Origin of the sequence: Stenotrophomonas sp. LC732 (assembly GCF_052446685.1) — a bacterium.
Lineage (GTDB): Bacteria > Pseudomonadota > Gammaproteobacteria > Xanthomonadales > Xanthomonadaceae > Stenotrophomonas > Stenotrophomonas muris.
The window spans coordinates 1095459-1108887 of the sequence record NZ_CP199214.1 but is presented as its reverse complement, the minus strand read 5'-3'; the positions used below and the strand labels follow the sequence as shown (position 1 = coordinate 1108887).

Annotated in this window: 18 protein-coding genes; 3 read left to right on the top strand and 15 right to left on the bottom strand. The window is 61.9% G+C overall.

Going from position 1 to position 13429, the window contains the following annotated elements:
* Positions 1 to 37: 37 nt before the first annotated feature.
* The 3 genes from ACT6SE_RS05395 to ACT6SE_RS05385 all read right to left on the bottom strand — a co-directional run bounded on the left by ACT6SE_RS05395 (position 38) and on the right by ACT6SE_RS05385 (position 2361).
* The gene (locus ACT6SE_RS05395) at positions 38 to 355 is read right to left on the bottom strand and encodes a hypothetical protein (protein ID WP_444811108.1); all 318 of its coding nucleotides are present in this window, start codon (positions 353 to 355) and stop codon (positions 38 to 40) included.
* 208 nt (positions 356 to 563) lie between these two features.
* Positions 564 to 1720 (bottom strand): IS3-like element ISStma5 family transposase gene (locus ACT6SE_RS05390; protein WP_087944427.1). Its coding sequence is split into 2 segments (ribosomal slippage): positions 564 to 1480 and positions 1480 to 1720, totalling 1158 coding nucleotides; the frame shifts between segments, so codons are not numbered across the junction.
* Between the two features lie 194 nt (positions 1721 to 1914).
* The gene (locus tag ACT6SE_RS05385) at positions 1915 to 2361 is read right to left on the bottom strand and encodes a hypothetical protein (RefSeq protein WP_152665607.1); all 447 of its coding nucleotides are present in this window, start codon (positions 2359 to 2361) and stop codon (positions 1915 to 1917) included.
* 993 nt (positions 2362 to 3354) lie between these two features.
* On the opposite strand from ACT6SE_RS05385, the gene ACT6SE_RS05380 reads away from it, so the two are divergent.
* Together ACT6SE_RS05380 and ACT6SE_RS05375 are read left to right on the top strand one after the other, a co-directional pair.
* A complete protein-coding gene (locus ACT6SE_RS05380; protein WP_049420370.1) occupies positions 3355 to 4410 on the top strand; it encodes a hypothetical protein in 1056 nt (351 codons plus the stop codon).
* Between the two features lie 45 nt (positions 4411 to 4455).
* On the top strand, positions 4456 to 4887 hold the full coding sequence (locus ACT6SE_RS05375) for a hypothetical protein (protein ID WP_046433443.1): 432 nt from the start codon (positions 4456 to 4458) through the stop codon (positions 4885 to 4887).
* Here ACT6SE_RS05375 and ACT6SE_RS05370 read toward each other — a convergent pair.
* The 10 genes from ACT6SE_RS05370 to ACT6SE_RS05325 all read right to left on the bottom strand — a co-directional run bounded on the left by ACT6SE_RS05370 (position 4884) and on the right by ACT6SE_RS05325 (position 10009).
* The gene (locus ACT6SE_RS05370) at positions 4884 to 5213 is read right to left on the bottom strand and encodes a hypothetical protein (protein ID WP_046433441.1); all 330 of its coding nucleotides are present in this window, start codon (positions 5211 to 5213) and stop codon (positions 4884 to 4886) included. The genes ACT6SE_RS05375 and ACT6SE_RS05370 overlap by 4 nt on opposite strands.
* 162 nt (positions 5214 to 5375) lie before the next feature.
* On the bottom strand, positions 5376 to 5795 hold the full coding sequence (locus ACT6SE_RS05365) for a hypothetical protein (RefSeq protein ID WP_046433439.1): 420 nt from the start codon (positions 5793 to 5795) through the stop codon (positions 5376 to 5378).
* A 489-nt stretch (positions 5796 to 6284) separates the two neighbouring features.
* Complete coding sequence (locus ACT6SE_RS05360; protein ID WP_046433437.1) at positions 6285 to 6641, bottom strand: hypothetical protein; 357 nt, start codon at positions 6639 to 6641, stop codon at positions 6285 to 6287.
* Positions 6634 to 6864, bottom strand: coding sequence for a hypothetical protein (locus ACT6SE_RS05355; protein ID WP_040234203.1), 231 nt, complete (start codon positions 6862 to 6864; stop codon positions 6634 to 6636). The genes ACT6SE_RS05360 and ACT6SE_RS05355 overlap by 8 nt, the downstream gene beginning before the upstream one ends.
* A gap of 323 nt (positions 6865 to 7187) precedes the next feature.
* Complete coding sequence (locus ACT6SE_RS05350) at positions 7188 to 7412, bottom strand: hypothetical protein (RefSeq protein WP_046433416.1); 225 nt, start codon at positions 7410 to 7412, stop codon at positions 7188 to 7190.
* Positions 7413 to 7718: 306 nt separating this feature from the next.
* Positions 7719 to 8273: a hypothetical protein gene (locus ACT6SE_RS05345; RefSeq protein ID WP_049420868.1), complete on the bottom strand. Its 555-nt coding sequence runs from the start codon at positions 8271 to 8273 to the stop codon at positions 7719 to 7721.
* A gap of 11 nt (positions 8274 to 8284) precedes the next feature.
* Positions 8285 to 8872 (bottom strand): ParA family protein, encoded by a 588-nt coding sequence (locus ACT6SE_RS05340; RefSeq protein WP_046433516.1) that lies wholly within the window; start codon positions 8870 to 8872, stop codon positions 8285 to 8287.
* A 197-nt stretch (positions 8873 to 9069) separates the two neighbouring features.
* Entirely contained in the window at positions 9070 to 9543 is a 474-nt protein-coding gene (locus ACT6SE_RS05335; RefSeq protein ID WP_046433514.1) for a hypothetical protein, read from the bottom strand.
* Entirely contained in the window at positions 9540 to 9785 is a 246-nt protein-coding gene (locus ACT6SE_RS05330) for a hypothetical protein (protein ID WP_046433511.1), read from the bottom strand. The genes ACT6SE_RS05335 and ACT6SE_RS05330 overlap by 4 nt, the downstream gene beginning before the upstream one ends.
* The gene (locus ACT6SE_RS05325; RefSeq protein WP_130519086.1) at positions 9782 to 10009 is read right to left on the bottom strand and encodes a hypothetical protein; all 228 of its coding nucleotides are present in this window, start codon (positions 10007 to 10009) and stop codon (positions 9782 to 9784) included. Before ACT6SE_RS05325 ends, ACT6SE_RS05330 begins: the two co-directional genes overlap by 4 nt.
* Before the next feature lie 133 nt (positions 10010 to 10142).
* On the opposite strand from ACT6SE_RS05325, the gene ACT6SE_RS05320 reads away from it, so the two are divergent.
* Positions 10143 to 12056 carry a type 4 pilus major pilin gene (locus tag ACT6SE_RS05320; protein ID WP_158230176.1) on the top strand — a complete coding sequence of 638 codons (1914 nt, stop codon included), beginning with the start codon at positions 10143 to 10145 and terminating at the stop codon, positions 12054 to 12056.
* A 35-nt stretch (positions 12057 to 12091) separates the two neighbouring features.
* On the opposite strand, the gene ACT6SE_RS05315 is transcribed toward ACT6SE_RS05320, so the two are convergent.
* Complete coding sequence (locus ACT6SE_RS05315; RefSeq protein ID WP_139042366.1) at positions 12092 to 12709, bottom strand: hypothetical protein; 618 nt, start codon at positions 12707 to 12709, stop codon at positions 12092 to 12094.
* A 170-nt stretch (positions 12710 to 12879) separates the two neighbouring features.
* A complete protein-coding gene (locus tag ACT6SE_RS05310; RefSeq protein ID WP_224119381.1) occupies positions 12880 to 13374 on the bottom strand; it encodes a hypothetical protein in 495 nt (164 codons plus the stop codon).
* Positions 13375 to 13429 lie beyond the last annotated feature (55 nt).

Genomic DNA, 13429 nt, shown 5'->3' with positions numbered 1-13429 from the left:
GAGCCAAGGGGCTTTCGCCCCCCAGCTCTCGGTTGGCTTAGCGAACGTCAGGGATGGGAGTCACACGAATGAGGAAGGGCTCGTTGTCCTCCCCGCACGCCACAATCGAGCGATGAGCAGTCAGTGCCCCACGGCGATACAACTCCTCCGCGGGGATCGGGCACACCGCGAGATCCCCGCCCTCAAAGCGAATCGTCAACTGGCTTTTCGAGGACTTGAGCAGAGCCGCCAGTTTGTCCAAGGTCGCGGCCGTCTTCGGATTGCTGCCCTGCATGTCCTTGGGGTTGTAGCGAATCGTCAACGCGTCCAAAGCCTCGGCCTGGCCGTCAGTGGTCTGCACTGTTTTGGTCTGCACTTGCGCGTCCAATCCCGCCTGCCTCGCGGCTTGGGCGACCTCTTCCGCCTCCTGAACCTGTGCCCGAAACGAAGCAATACCGCCAACGACCGCGCCCGCGGCGCACGCCGTCAGGGTCTTTTCTTTCTTGCCCGTCAGCAGGGCGATGCCTGCACCGGCAGCGCAGCCAATCCCGCCCGCCTTGAACAGGCGCAGCTTGTCGGGGGTTCTACCCCGAAATCACGGACGGTTGTAAAAGGGCTGAGAACTTCTGGTCTTGCCTGGCGACCCTTCGTCGCATCCTCGGGTTGTGGAACCGCTCGATGTATTCGAACACATCCGCCCTCGCGGCATCGAGCGTTGGGTAGGTCATGCGGTAGACCCGCTCGCGCTTGAGCAGGCCGAAGAAGCCTTCGCACGCGGCGTTGTCACCGCAGTGGCCCACCGCGCTCATCGAGCACACCAAGCCGTTGGCCGCCAGGTAACGCTGGTAGTCGCCGCTTCGGAACTGGCTGCCACGGTCGGAGTGCAGGATCAGTGGATGGCTGCCTTGGCGCTGCCAGACCGCCATCTGCACGGCCCTGATCACCATCTGACGATCCTGACGATGATGCATTGACCACCCCACCACCCGCTGGTCAAACAGGTCCAGCACGATGCACAGATACAGCTTGCCTTGCCGGGTCTTGAGCTCGGTGATGTCGGTGACCCACCTGGTCTCCGGCTCCAACGCGGTGAAGTCCCGCTCCAGCAGGTTGCGCACACCCGGCGGCGTCAGCGCCGGCTTGCCGCGCTGGCCTCGCCGCTTCGGTCGCGGCCAACCCTGCAGGCCATCGGTCGCCATCAGACGCGCCACCCGGTTCAGGCTCGCCGTCTCGCCTTCCTCGGCAAGGTCTTCATGCATCCGGCCGGCGCCCAATGTGCCCCGGCTGTCCTCATGCAACTCACGGATCCGGCCGAGCAAGCGCTGGTTGTCGCGCTCCCGGGCACTGGGCAAGCGCTTACTCCAGTCGTAGTAACCGCTGGCCGAGACCCGCAGGCAACGACACATCAGTCGCACTGGAAACTCATCGCGGCAACGTTCGATCACCTGATACCTCAGGATGATCCCTTGGCAAAGAACGTCGCCGCTTCTCGCAAAAAATCCCGCTCCTTCTTCACCCGGGCCAGCTCGCGCTTGAGCCGCGCCAGTTCCTCGTCCCGGGGCGTCCCGGTGCCACCGAAGGCCACCTGGCCCCGGCTCTGGGCCTCCCGCTTCCAGCGGGTCAGCAATGCATCCCGGATCCCCAGCTCCCGGGCCACCTGGGCACAGCTGACGCCCGGCTGGCTGGCCTGCTCAACCGCACCGCGCTTGAACTCGGTGCTGAACTTCCTTCGCTTCGACATGAACACTCCTCATGGCCTTGATCGGCCTTCTCGTAAGTGTCCGTGAAAACGGGGGTGAACCCCGGTCTTCTTCTGAGGTTCGGGCTGGGGGGTGTCTTGGGCAAACGAAAGCCCCGGAGCCAGCAACGCGGCGATGGTGAGAGTAAGAGCAAAGCGTTTCATAGAGACCTCCTTTGAGGCAGTGGGGGAAAGGGTTAAGAGCGGTTGGCGTGACGCCGCCAATCCGCGCTGTTTTCTGAAGGGTTGGGGGACGGTCCGCGATGCGGCTTGGCAGCTGGCGGCTCTACGGGGGCTTCGTGGTCGGCCTGTTGCTCGGCGATGAAGTGGCTAAACCCTCGCAGGGCTTCGATGACGAGCTTCCGGTTGTCCTGGATCGCCACGCCCTGCTCGGCTCGCAGGTCCGCTATCAGGCTTTCTAGGGCCATGGCATTCCGGGTTTCGGATTCGCGCACCGTGGCCCGGATGTCGTCCAGGGCGTCGCGGGTCTCCAGCCCCTGCACCACGCCCCGGTTCTTTTCCAAGACCGCCAGGCGCAAATACTTGTTGAGCGAAATACCCTGTTCTTTCGCGCAATACCTCGCGCTCTCCAACTCATCGGGAGCGATGCTGAAAGATTTGGTTGGAAGCGACGGACGACCCACTTAACCCCCTGCAAAGAAAAATCCATACCCATGGATTAGCAGGAGTTTTCAGTTGCGCAAGTGGGCCAAGCCGATTTTCTTCTGTTTTGCTGGGGTTCCGGCCATTTTTCAGCCGAACGGTTGGCCAAGTTGTTAGCCAAGGTTAAAAGCAAGGCGCAGCAAGGCTTGGATGGGTGGAAACGCGCAGCGTTTCTAGCCAAGCTGGAACCCATCGGAGGTGCGACTTGTGTATGGACTACTCACTTCACCCTTCGGACAACCCTGAACGGTGAATGGGCAGCCAACCTCTTCCCCCGCAGTCCCTCCCCAGTTTTCGCTCCACCGCTCTTGCCCTTCCGCTTTTTCCCGGTAGAAGTTTAGGAAAGCCCCAATCCTCAACGAACCCGGACACCCCTATGCCCCTCGCCCCCGCCACGCCCCGCCGCTCAAAAAAGTTTTCACCAGCCCCCGCAGCCTCCCTCCCCACCCACCCAGCTCCCCACCTCTCCACCGACGCCGCACCCCCAATCTCAGAAATCCGGGACCGCCGTTTCCCCGACGCCCCAGCCCTGTCCCCGTTCGTTTTAGTCAAGCGGACGCCAGCATGGGATCGCGTGAGTGGTTGGGTTCAGTCACGCTGCGGGGGTGTTCGGAAAGCCCTGCCTCCATCCGTTTTAGTCAACTCTGCTTGGGGGTTCTGGAGGGCGAGTGCGGGGGTTCCTGGCTTCGGTTCGGTTGCCCTGAAAGCCTTGAGTCAATCCGTTTTAGTCAAGCGTGATGCCCTCGCTTCTGTTCACTGCGCCCCGGTATTCGATCAGCGGTTGGGGGTTCAGTGCTGGGCTGGGAATGGATCAGGCAAGCGGGCTCTGGGTTTTGGATCGGCGGTTGCTGGGGTGGTTCGACAGGCTCGGCAAAGCGTTTTAGTCAAATCTTTTTCAGGCTCCTGCAACGCCCCACTGCCCCCGTTCTGCGATCCAGGCGCTCGGCTTACGCTGAACGGCTGGGGGGTGTTCCGTGCTTGACCTGCCCCCCTTCTTGGATGCCATTGCCCGAGCCGATGCCCCGCTGGAAGGCAAGGCCAACGGCTGGCAACGCAAAGCTGCTTTGGCCGAGTTCGGCAACGCCTGCGCCTTCTGCTCCACTCCGCTGGACCTGGCCTCTCCCAAGTCTTGGACGGCTACGTCGCTGGTGCCCGCGCAACTGGGAGGGCCAACTTCCGTGGTCGAAAACTGGGTGCCTGCCTGCCGTTCCTGCGCGGCTGCCAAGGGCCTGCGCGATGTCGTGAGCTGGTCGGACTGGCAAGCGTCGGCGACCCCTGACCGGGTGGCTTTGCTGCTGGAGCGTCGGCGCTCTGCGTTGCTCTACGCGGAGAACCATTTCACCCCGTTGAGCCGTCACTCGAAGCGTGAGCGGCTGCTAGCACACCTGTCCGCCCGTTTCGACAAGCCCCGCTTCAGGGTCTATGCCTGGTCGGGTGAGGTAGATGGGGAGCGCGTGTGCTTGGTGGGCTGGAGCACCCGGTCAGGCGATGCCCTGGCACTGAGCGAGGCCCTGCTGGCGTTACGACTGAGGGACGGGGGCGAGGTGCTGGCAGAGGGCCAAGTGGCCCTTCTGCGGCTTCCGGCAAACGGGTTCCTGGGGGCCGTGTGGGCGCTCATTGAGGCCCATGGGATCGTCGTGCCGCTTGAGGTGCCGGGCGGTGGCCAGGTGGACGATGACGACTGGCGGGAGTGCTGGCGCCACCGTGTGATGGACCCGGTGAGCAACCACAAGCGCGTCCCGATGACCGGCGGTCCGGCCCTGCCTCATGCCCCCCGCGTGCTGTCCACGAACCCGGATTCGGTTCGCCGGCTGGCCCAACTGCAGGCCGCCAAGCGGGCGGACCTATTGGAATCGGCGGAGCTGGCGTATCAGGAAGCCCTCGCCCGGAAGGGAAAATATCTGGAGCGAGTGAAGCGTGGGCTGGAGGCCCCGATGCCGTTAGACGAATACCGGGCGTGGGCCGATGAGGTGCGGGCGCTTGGGGTGACATGGGCTCGGTTGGTGAACGAGAGCTTGACGAGCGGGTAGAAAAAAGGCGACAACAGCGAATCACAACGACGCAACGGATTGCATATGCCCTTAGAAGATCTATATCGACTCAGCAAGTTCGAGCTGTCCCTCATGCTAATCAGGGAGTCGAGCAAAGAGAAAGGCATCCCCAGACCACTCCAGAACGCAACATGGGAACAAGCTATCCTGGATCCGAACTTCATTCCGCAGATGGAGTGGATAGATTTCAATAAGTTTCGGAAAAGCGTCATCAAAGTTGTCTCCGATCAACTTAAGAAAACTGCCTCACTAGGCAAAAAGGTTAGAGAGATCATTTGCGATGACTTCGAGGCTTGCAAAAAACTTCACCTTCGAACAGCTGCCCTGGCATTAAGCCTTTCGCAGGCACTCAAAGATTATTTCGGCGAACTGGTCGCAAACATCATCACCGTCATCGTGGTATTCCATTTGTCTTTGGACTACTTTTGCCGTTGCGATCTCATGAAGGAATCCTAGCCTTCACTCTTTGAGATACAACTACCGAACCACCCCGCATAGGGGGAGTCCTTCACCAGGTGCCGGTTCCAGTCCGGCGTCCCATCCGTCCACCACACCGGGCCTCGTTCGCCCAGGCCCCTCTTTGCGCTGTCCACGGCGTGCCGGGCGGCGGCCAGCGCCTCCTCGTTCCCGTTGGCCTTCGCTGACTTCACGGCACGCCGCGCGTCCATCAGCTCGTGGGCCAGGCGCGCCCTCTCCGGCTCACTGAGGCCTGGGTTGGTGGTGCGCCAGAGGCGCCCGCGGACGATGAGGTAACGGCCGTCTGGTGTGATGAGGGGATCCATGCTGGGGAGCGTATGGGGTGAGCGGTGACGAGGGAGCAGACAAAAGAAAGGCGGCACCCTGGCCGCTCTTGCTTCTATGCCTCCCTAGCCCCCGCCCAACAAAAAGCCCCGGCTTACCGGGGCTCTTCTTAAGCTTCGTGGGCTTGGCTTCGTAGTGTGCCGTCAAAAGCGCACCGGCTGGCGGGCTGCGGCGTTTGCGGCAGGCAAAGCGATATCGAGGCCGATAGCGCGAGTCATGGGCTTGAACGATTCCACCGCATCTTCTGCTTCGTCCTCTGTCGCGAAGAGCACGTTGCCCTTCAGATTGTCACCGACCTCTTCACGCAGAGCAGCCAAGGTTTCGCCGAAGCGGGAGCGAGGTCCCTGATTCCTGGCGTCCACCCTCCAGCGCTCAATCACTTCGAAGCTCTTTTCGTGGCGATGGCCGTTCTTATTCAACTCTTCCATCACTTGATCGAATGAAGTCAAGTCAAAACGAATCGCAGAAAGCATAACAGGATGCCCATACTTCCCGCCGCTGGAAGCAGCTTGGGTGATAGCGATAACTTGGCTTCCGTCGGTCGCAAGAGTGTGAATCTTCATTAATCTCCTTGTTTGTTTTCAGGTCAGCGGTATTGCCTCCCTACAAATCCAGGTTACGACAGGGCGTAAAAATGTAAACCCGAAAACAACACATTTATTTGGCTAAAGTGCAGAACTGACGGGCAACCGCAAAAGACACGAAAACCCTGAAACACCTCACATTTCCCGCCCAGCGCTGGGGCCGGCAGAAACCCCGCCCCCCGCCCTTCCCCCAATGCGCTTTTGCTTTGAGCCACTTTTGCCGTTGCCTTCTCTCTCCTAGATCTCAAAAGAACGCGGCCCGGGGCCGCGCCTGAAAGGCCCCCTTCGGGGAGGAAAGGCCCAGGGTCGGGGCTTCCGCCCCAGCCACCGCTCAACTCTCCCACATCCCAAAAACCCAGCCACCACCCAAAGGGGCGCCCCCCCCTTTTCTCCCAGCATCGCCAGACTGCAGGCATAAAAAAGGCGACCCTCAGGCCGCCGCTTCCCCTCCCCCGTTTGTTCCCCGCCTCACCTGCTCTGCTCCAGGCACCGGTCAACCAACTGCCGCATCGCCTCGCCCAGCGAGATCCTAGCAGCTCGTGCGTCTTGGATCAGGCTCTTGGCCACCTCTTCAGAAACTTTGGGATCGGGCAGCACCGCGCCGTAGCGCATCCCATCAGGCCCATGCTGGGCACGGACCCGGGGCCCGAACGGCTGGCGGATGTCGGCATGGGCGGCCGCCAGGGCAGCCAATGCACTGCTGGCCGTGAGCCCCTGCTGGCGAGCGAGAGCCCGGAATGCGGCCGCCTTGTCCGGGGCAATGCGAACCGTGGGCAGCCGGCGGGGAACCGGCTGCTTGGGGGCGATGGCGTATCCCTTAGCCATTGATGAGCTCATCCCGGACGTGGGCGCGATACCAGCGGCGGCAGACCTTCTCAAACCCTTCTTGATCTTCGCCCTCGTAGGAATGGGTGTAGCCATTGCTATCGCAGATCTGCTCACCGAGGGTGCCTGGTTGACCATTCAAATCAGCGTAGATGTAGGAACGGCCAGGGCGAGAGAAAGTGATGGTGCGGTTGAGTTTACGGCTATTGATGATGAGTTCCATGATGATTACCTTTTTGGCTTTTTCGGTCAGCGGTATTGCCTCCCTACAAATCCAGGCTACGACAGAGCGTAAAAATGTAAACCCGAAAACAACACATTTATTTGACTAAAGTGCAGAAGTGACGGGCAACCGCAAAAGACACGAAAACCCTGAAACGCCTCACACTTCCAGCCAAGCACCGGGCTCGGCGGAAGCCGAGGCCCCACCCGCCTTTTCCCCATGCCGCTTTTGCCGTTGCTCTTTCCACCCGCCGCCAGCCATAAAAAAGGCGGCCGATGGCCGCCTGTCTTTCACTACCACCCCAGGGATGGCGTAGGACCTGCTCATAGCTCTGCCATGATTTCCTTGTGATCCAACGCCTCGGAAACCTCGGCCAGGGTGGCATACCCGCAAAGACTGTCTTGGTATTTCCCGTCCGAAAGCTCCCACCGCGGCATGGCTTCGCAGTTGTTGGCGGCTTCCATTTTGACGTGGAGCCCAGCTTCGGAGAGTCGCAGTCCCAAACGGGCGGCGCGGTTTTCGAGGGTTTGGCGGCGAGGGGTTTTCATGATGAATCCTTGTTTGGTTTTCAGGTCAGCGGTATTGCCTCCCTACAAATCCAGGCTACGACAGAGCGTAAAAATGTAAACCCGAAAACAACACATTTATTTGACTAAAGTGCAGAAGTGACGGGCAACCGCAAAAGACACGAAAACCCTGAAACGCCTCACACTTCCAGCCAAGCACCGGGCTCGGCGGAAGCCGAGGCCCCACCCGCCTTTTCCCCATGCCGCTTTTGCCGTTGCTCTTTCCACCCGCCGCCAGCCATAAAAAAGGCGGCCGATGGCCGCCTGTCGTTCACTACCAACCCAGGGCTACCGTTGTTTCCTCGCCCGCCCCACAATCGCCTTCCGGACCTGTTTCCGCACCGGATCCAGGTCGTCGGTCGCCGTCGCCACCACCAAGCGCCGCTTGCTCCTTTTTAGTTCCTGGCAGGCCCAGGACGCCAAGGCGATGATCGCAGTGGTGATCACCGGGCTCTCTTCTCCCGTCAAATCCTGGAGCTGATCGCGGAGCTTGGGCGGCACGGTCACCATCGTTCGCTCGGTCCTGACGCCGTTGACGTCCCGGTAATCGAACATCTGGCTACCGCGGCCCACTTCGAGATACACCTTCTTCCCCGACCGAGTAAACGGCTGCTCTTCGCTGTAGTCGAAGTAGGTCTTCCGCCCAGGCGCGTCCCCTGCAGCCACCATCAGCTCTGCCAGCTGCTCTTCGGAAAACTGGTCCAGATCAATGAGCGGCGCATACGTGCGTTGCGGCTTGGCGTGGACCACTTTCGCGGCCTTGGACAGGTCTTTGCGGGCTTTGGCAACGGCGTTCTTGGCGGGGGTCTTCTTGGCAGCCATGAGGTCCGGCAGGGGCAGCATTGGGAGCTCCATCATGCATGCCCCCGCGCCGGGTTGGCCAATCTTTTTTGGATAGCCTGACCTACCCGCAGAATGTCCTCTCGCGCCTTGTCCACGCCAGCGCCGCGCATGGAGAACACGGTCTCGCCAAGCTCGTAGTAGCTCGCCAACGCCGCCCGCTCGGGAATGACGATGGCGCCTGCCAGGCTGGGATCTTCCAGCCGGCGGCGGTGCTCCGCCCGCTTCACGTTGACCCGATTGGCGACCGGCAGGAAGGGCTTGCCCTGACGTCGCAGGGTTTCAATCGTCCGCAAATAGACCACAAACGATCCACCATCGAGCAACGTGGGAACTAGATAGAGGTCCGCGTCCGGCAGCTGGTCTTTCACTGGGGCGCTGGGCGGCAGGTCTTGAATCTCCAGGTCGAAGCCTGGGGATGAGGCACGGCTCACGGTAAACGGGGTCTCCCCGTCGCTCATCGCAGACCAAGCGACCGAACCACATTGAGGGTCGCGGTCGTTGACGAGCACGCGGGATTGGCCGGCAAACGCGGCGGCGAGGTTGAGCGAAAGCGTGGTGCGCCCCACGCCCCCCTTGAAGCAGCAGACAACGAGACGCATGAGATGGGCTCCTTTTATGGGTAGGTCGTGCAACACACTACGATGCAAACCTATTCCCGCAAGAGCCATGCAGCTAGGGGGTTTCAGCGGTGCAGACGTCTTAGGTTCAGCTCCCCCGGGGCCCGGCGGAAGCCGTGGCCCACCCTGCCGTTGTCTCCACCCCGCCTTTCGGCGGCGAGTAGCCGCCGGCCTGAGCTTCAGGCCACGGCTTTATGGTTGCGACGGAGGTGGGCGTAGGCGGGGTGAGGCCGATGAAGCGCGGTGTGGGACCATTCGCCTGCCCGTTGGCGTCCAAACCATGCCTGCATGGCCGGGCAAAAAACGCCCCCGCAGACCTCCGCCAGCGTTCGGCCTTCGTCCACCCGTCGCCGCTCCAGCTTCCCAGTGTGCCCCCGTCGCACCACGAACCGCTCCCCGATCTGAACCAGCGGATTGGCCCCGGCGTCCATAAGCGCCTCAATCATCGCGGCATAGCGCGTCGCCAAGACCGGGTCCGACTGGACGGCCTTGGAATACATGAGGGAGGCGACGGCCAACGCAGTGATGCCAGGGTCGCCGGCCACGCCAGCGTCCAGGTCGGGCGTCCCTTTGAGTGTGTGGAGCCACCCATAAAACGCCAGCGGGTCGTTGGTTTGGATGGCCCTGATGAGGCTTTCGGTCCCGGCACTCATTGCCCACCTCCCAGAACCCCGATGAGCACCAGGGCCACCAGCACGTAGAACGGCACCAGCACGATGCTCCACCACTGCCGGGATGCCTCCTGGGCCTTGCTGCCCTGTCGAACAGGAGCTGACACGCGATAGAGGCGCACCAGGGCGCGCCCAGCGGTGATGGGGTTGGCGACCAGGTCCTGGTAGAACACCGCGATGCCCAGGAGACCGACAAACAGCAGGGCCATGTTCAAGAGGCTCATGCGAAGCGCTCCTCTTCCTTCTTCCAACGCCGCTCATGGCGGGCGCGGGTGGCCAAGCGCTGGATCCTGCGGTGCTTGTCGGCCAGCTGATTGAGGCCATTGGTGCGGTCCAGGAACCGCGCGGCCGTGTGGAGTTGGAAATGCGCCAGGTCAGTGCTGGCAGGCTCGACGGGATGAATCTTCATGTCTTCACTCTCTTTTTGTGGGTAGGTCGGCTTACCCATTAAACCGCTCCTACACCACGATCCAACCACATCGCCAACCGATGTCAACCCATTGATTTGAAGGATTTTTGACTAAAATCAAGAACTGCCGTCAGGGCTTGTCAAAACGCGGTTGTGTCGCATGCTGAAATGCATGACACCGCAAGCCCGCCCTTCCCGTCGTCCTCCCGCCCCAGGCTTTGGCCTGGTCGAGTTGCTGCTCGCATTGGGGGTTGCCACGGCCATGGGGGCCGCCGCGTTTTGGGTCTACCCCCGCGTTACCACCCGGGTGAAGGTTGCGTCGGACGTCGAGAACGTTCGGGACCTGGCCAGCCGCGTTGATCGGTCCCATGGCGTCGTCGGCTCGTTCCGCGGCGTCAGCACGTTGAACGTGCTTGAAGATGGGCTGGCCCCCACCGACTTCCGCCAGGCCAGCGCAGCGACCATGAGCAACGCGTGGGGTGGTGCAGTGACCGTGTCCCCGGCCACGGTGCGCCTGGCAGGAGATGCCTTCACCGTGGGGCTGTCTGGGCTTCCTGCGCGGGCCTGCGTGCCGTTCGTCTCCGCCATCGCGGACGACGTGAACGTGCGGGACGTGATCGTGGGCAACACCAGTGTTCTGCTGAGCAACCGAGGGAGCTTGGACGTCCCCGGCTTGGGATTGGCGTGCGGGGCCGATGGGGCCGTGGTCGACGTCGTCTATTACTCAGGCCTGGTCGCCGGGTCGTCGGTCGCCGTGGTGCCCACGCTTCCCCTGCCCTCCACGCCCGCCGTCCCTGGCCCTTCAACGCCGACACCGGCTGGCCCCGTATCCACCGCTCCCAGCGTGCCCGATGCAGTGCCGGGCGTTCCTGGGAGCGTGTCGCCAAGCCCTGGGGTTGCTCCTTCCCCGGCTCTTCCACCGCTTCCTGTTGCGCCCAGCGTTCCGGTGCCTCAGCCGCTCCCAACGCCGGTCCCCACCCCGGCTCCGCCGGCCTTGGTGCCGTGCCGGCAATCGGAAAGCTCGGTGGCTCGGGCCAGCTGCCCGGCGGGCACTTGGGGCACGGAGACGGTGCGCACGCGCCAGGTCTGCGCTCCCGGCGACGTGGATCCAAACTCAGACGCCGCGTGGGAGCATCCCGAGGCGTGGGTTCAAGCCCAGACGGTGGCGGCCGTGACGGCGAGGCATTGCCAGGCCTGCCCTGGAAGCTCCCAGGAGGAACGCGATCAATGGCTGCCCACTTCTCAACCCTGCCCGTCGGGCCAAGCTGGGACGCACACCTGGGAGCGCCAGCAGGTGCGGTCTCGAGACGTGTTCACCCATTGCCCGTTTGGCACCACCGCCCTGCCCAGCCCGACTTACGGGGGCTGGTCCAACTGGGTGGATACAGGTGCGCGTCGCAACGAGGTCAACACATGCAAGCCCACGGCTGCTCGCTGCAGCGATGGCAGCTTGCAGGTTGTGGCGTGGCACTCCGCCGATGGGCAGGACGTTCCGCCCACCTCGGGTTCGAGTGGCATTTCTTACTGGTATCCGGATGCGGTGGTGCGCCTGACGCCAGCGGAGAAAGCAAAGCTGGACTGGGCCATCGCCAACGTGCCCATCCACCGGGTGGAGACGCCCGCACCGATGCCCGGCAACTGGCCCGCCAACGTGAGCGAGTCGGCGTTCTACGAAGAGCAATGCAACGCGCTTTCGGACGCCGGGAACATCCGCTACGCCTATTCCTACGACTTCGAATGCGTCTCCAACATGGGCATGCATTACTGCGACTACAACTGGACCAGCGGCGGCACCTCTTTGGCCGTGTGCCGGCAAGCGTGCGCGTCCGACCTAGTGGGCAAGAGCAACAATCCCTATCGCTGGGAGTGGCCCGAGTCGTCCGTGGTGGCTTCGACGCCCTACACGACCTGCACGGGCCAGCCCGGATGCACGCCCAACGGTGGGTTTGGCACCCAGCAAGGCCTGCCGGCGTGCAACGAGCACAACGTGGGCCAGACCTTGGCGTTCAACTGGTATCGCCAGTTCTACAACCCGGTGCGGGTGGACTATCAAGAGATTACGTTGACGTGCCGGGGGCCAACCTGACATCGAGCTAGAGCCCGAGAACAGGTGATTTGCCCTTAGAAGGGATTCACCACTGGTTTCTCGGGCTTGGCAATACCAATCGTCAAACTCTTAACCTTGATCGCACCAATCGCATAGCGCAGGTTGGAAGGACACATGTCCATCACCACATCCGACAGCGAAGCTGTGACCGCTTCTGCATTTGGGCGATCCTGCTTCCACTCGTAGCGAATCGCTCCCGAAGAAACCTTGAAGTTCTGCCCGCCCTTGTAGACGCACTGCTCTTCTTTCATGGAGTTGTCCACCTTGGGCTCACCATACTTGCTGGTGATCAACGACTTGACGCTATCCACGATCCGATTGGAATCACCCAGATCAATATTTATCGATTGCAACTGCCCTGCGACGAACGTAAGAACCGCCTCTTGAGGCTGGTCACTCAAAGGACTGACGATCTTCGTATTAAACTTATCCTCGCCCGACACTGGACTTGAATGTTTGTATTCGTAAGGCTCCAGAGGAGCGGCAAGGTAAACCCCGTCAGTGGGCGAAAGGCCCTCAACGGCGCTGCGCGACACTCCAACCTCAAGCTTTCCAATACCTATAGGCCCCTTGGCAAAACATGCAATAGGCACTAGAGCCAATGCTGAGACTACGATTCGGATAACCTTCATGACTCCCCCTGATTGAGTTTCCGCACGCTTACCTAAGCGCGTTGCAAATGACATTAGGCGGCACCAGCTGGTCTTCCTGACCCAATGAACGGCGCGGTCGTAAGTCCGGCGTGGTGCTGCTTAGGTAGGCGAATATATCATTCAGACTAGGCGGCCAGTTGCAGAGAGCATCATCTGGGGAGGGCCGTTCTATCCCACGCCCGCTTGACCCACCCGAACACTACGGCCAGCACGCCGATCAACAGCACGCCCCAGAGCCAAACCAAGTAAAACGCTGCGGTAGCGATCTCCCCAAACTGGGGATGCTCCGCATACTTGAACCCCAGAACGGCGGCCGCCACCACCGTCACCACGCCCAATCCGCCCCCGAGCAGCGCCCCTTTCAGGAAGCCGTGCTTCCGAAAATACGGCATCCGCCCCGTGCGGACGTGCCAGTCCCAGAGCTGCTGAGCCCGGATGTGGAGCGCCAGGCAAAACGCCAAGAACGCGAAGACGAGCGCACCGGGCACACAACAGACCAGGCCAATGAAGAAGTCGCGCTTCATCACCTCCAGGCCGGCCGCCAGCCCAACCAGGCCCAACGGGCCCAAGATGACGCTAGGGAGGATCAGCGCGGATGGGCCCGGCGGCGCATACACAACTTGCTGCGGCGGATAGCGGTTCATATGGTCCTCCCCTGTTGGATGGCTGCACGCTTGATCGGGACCGGCGTGCAGTCAA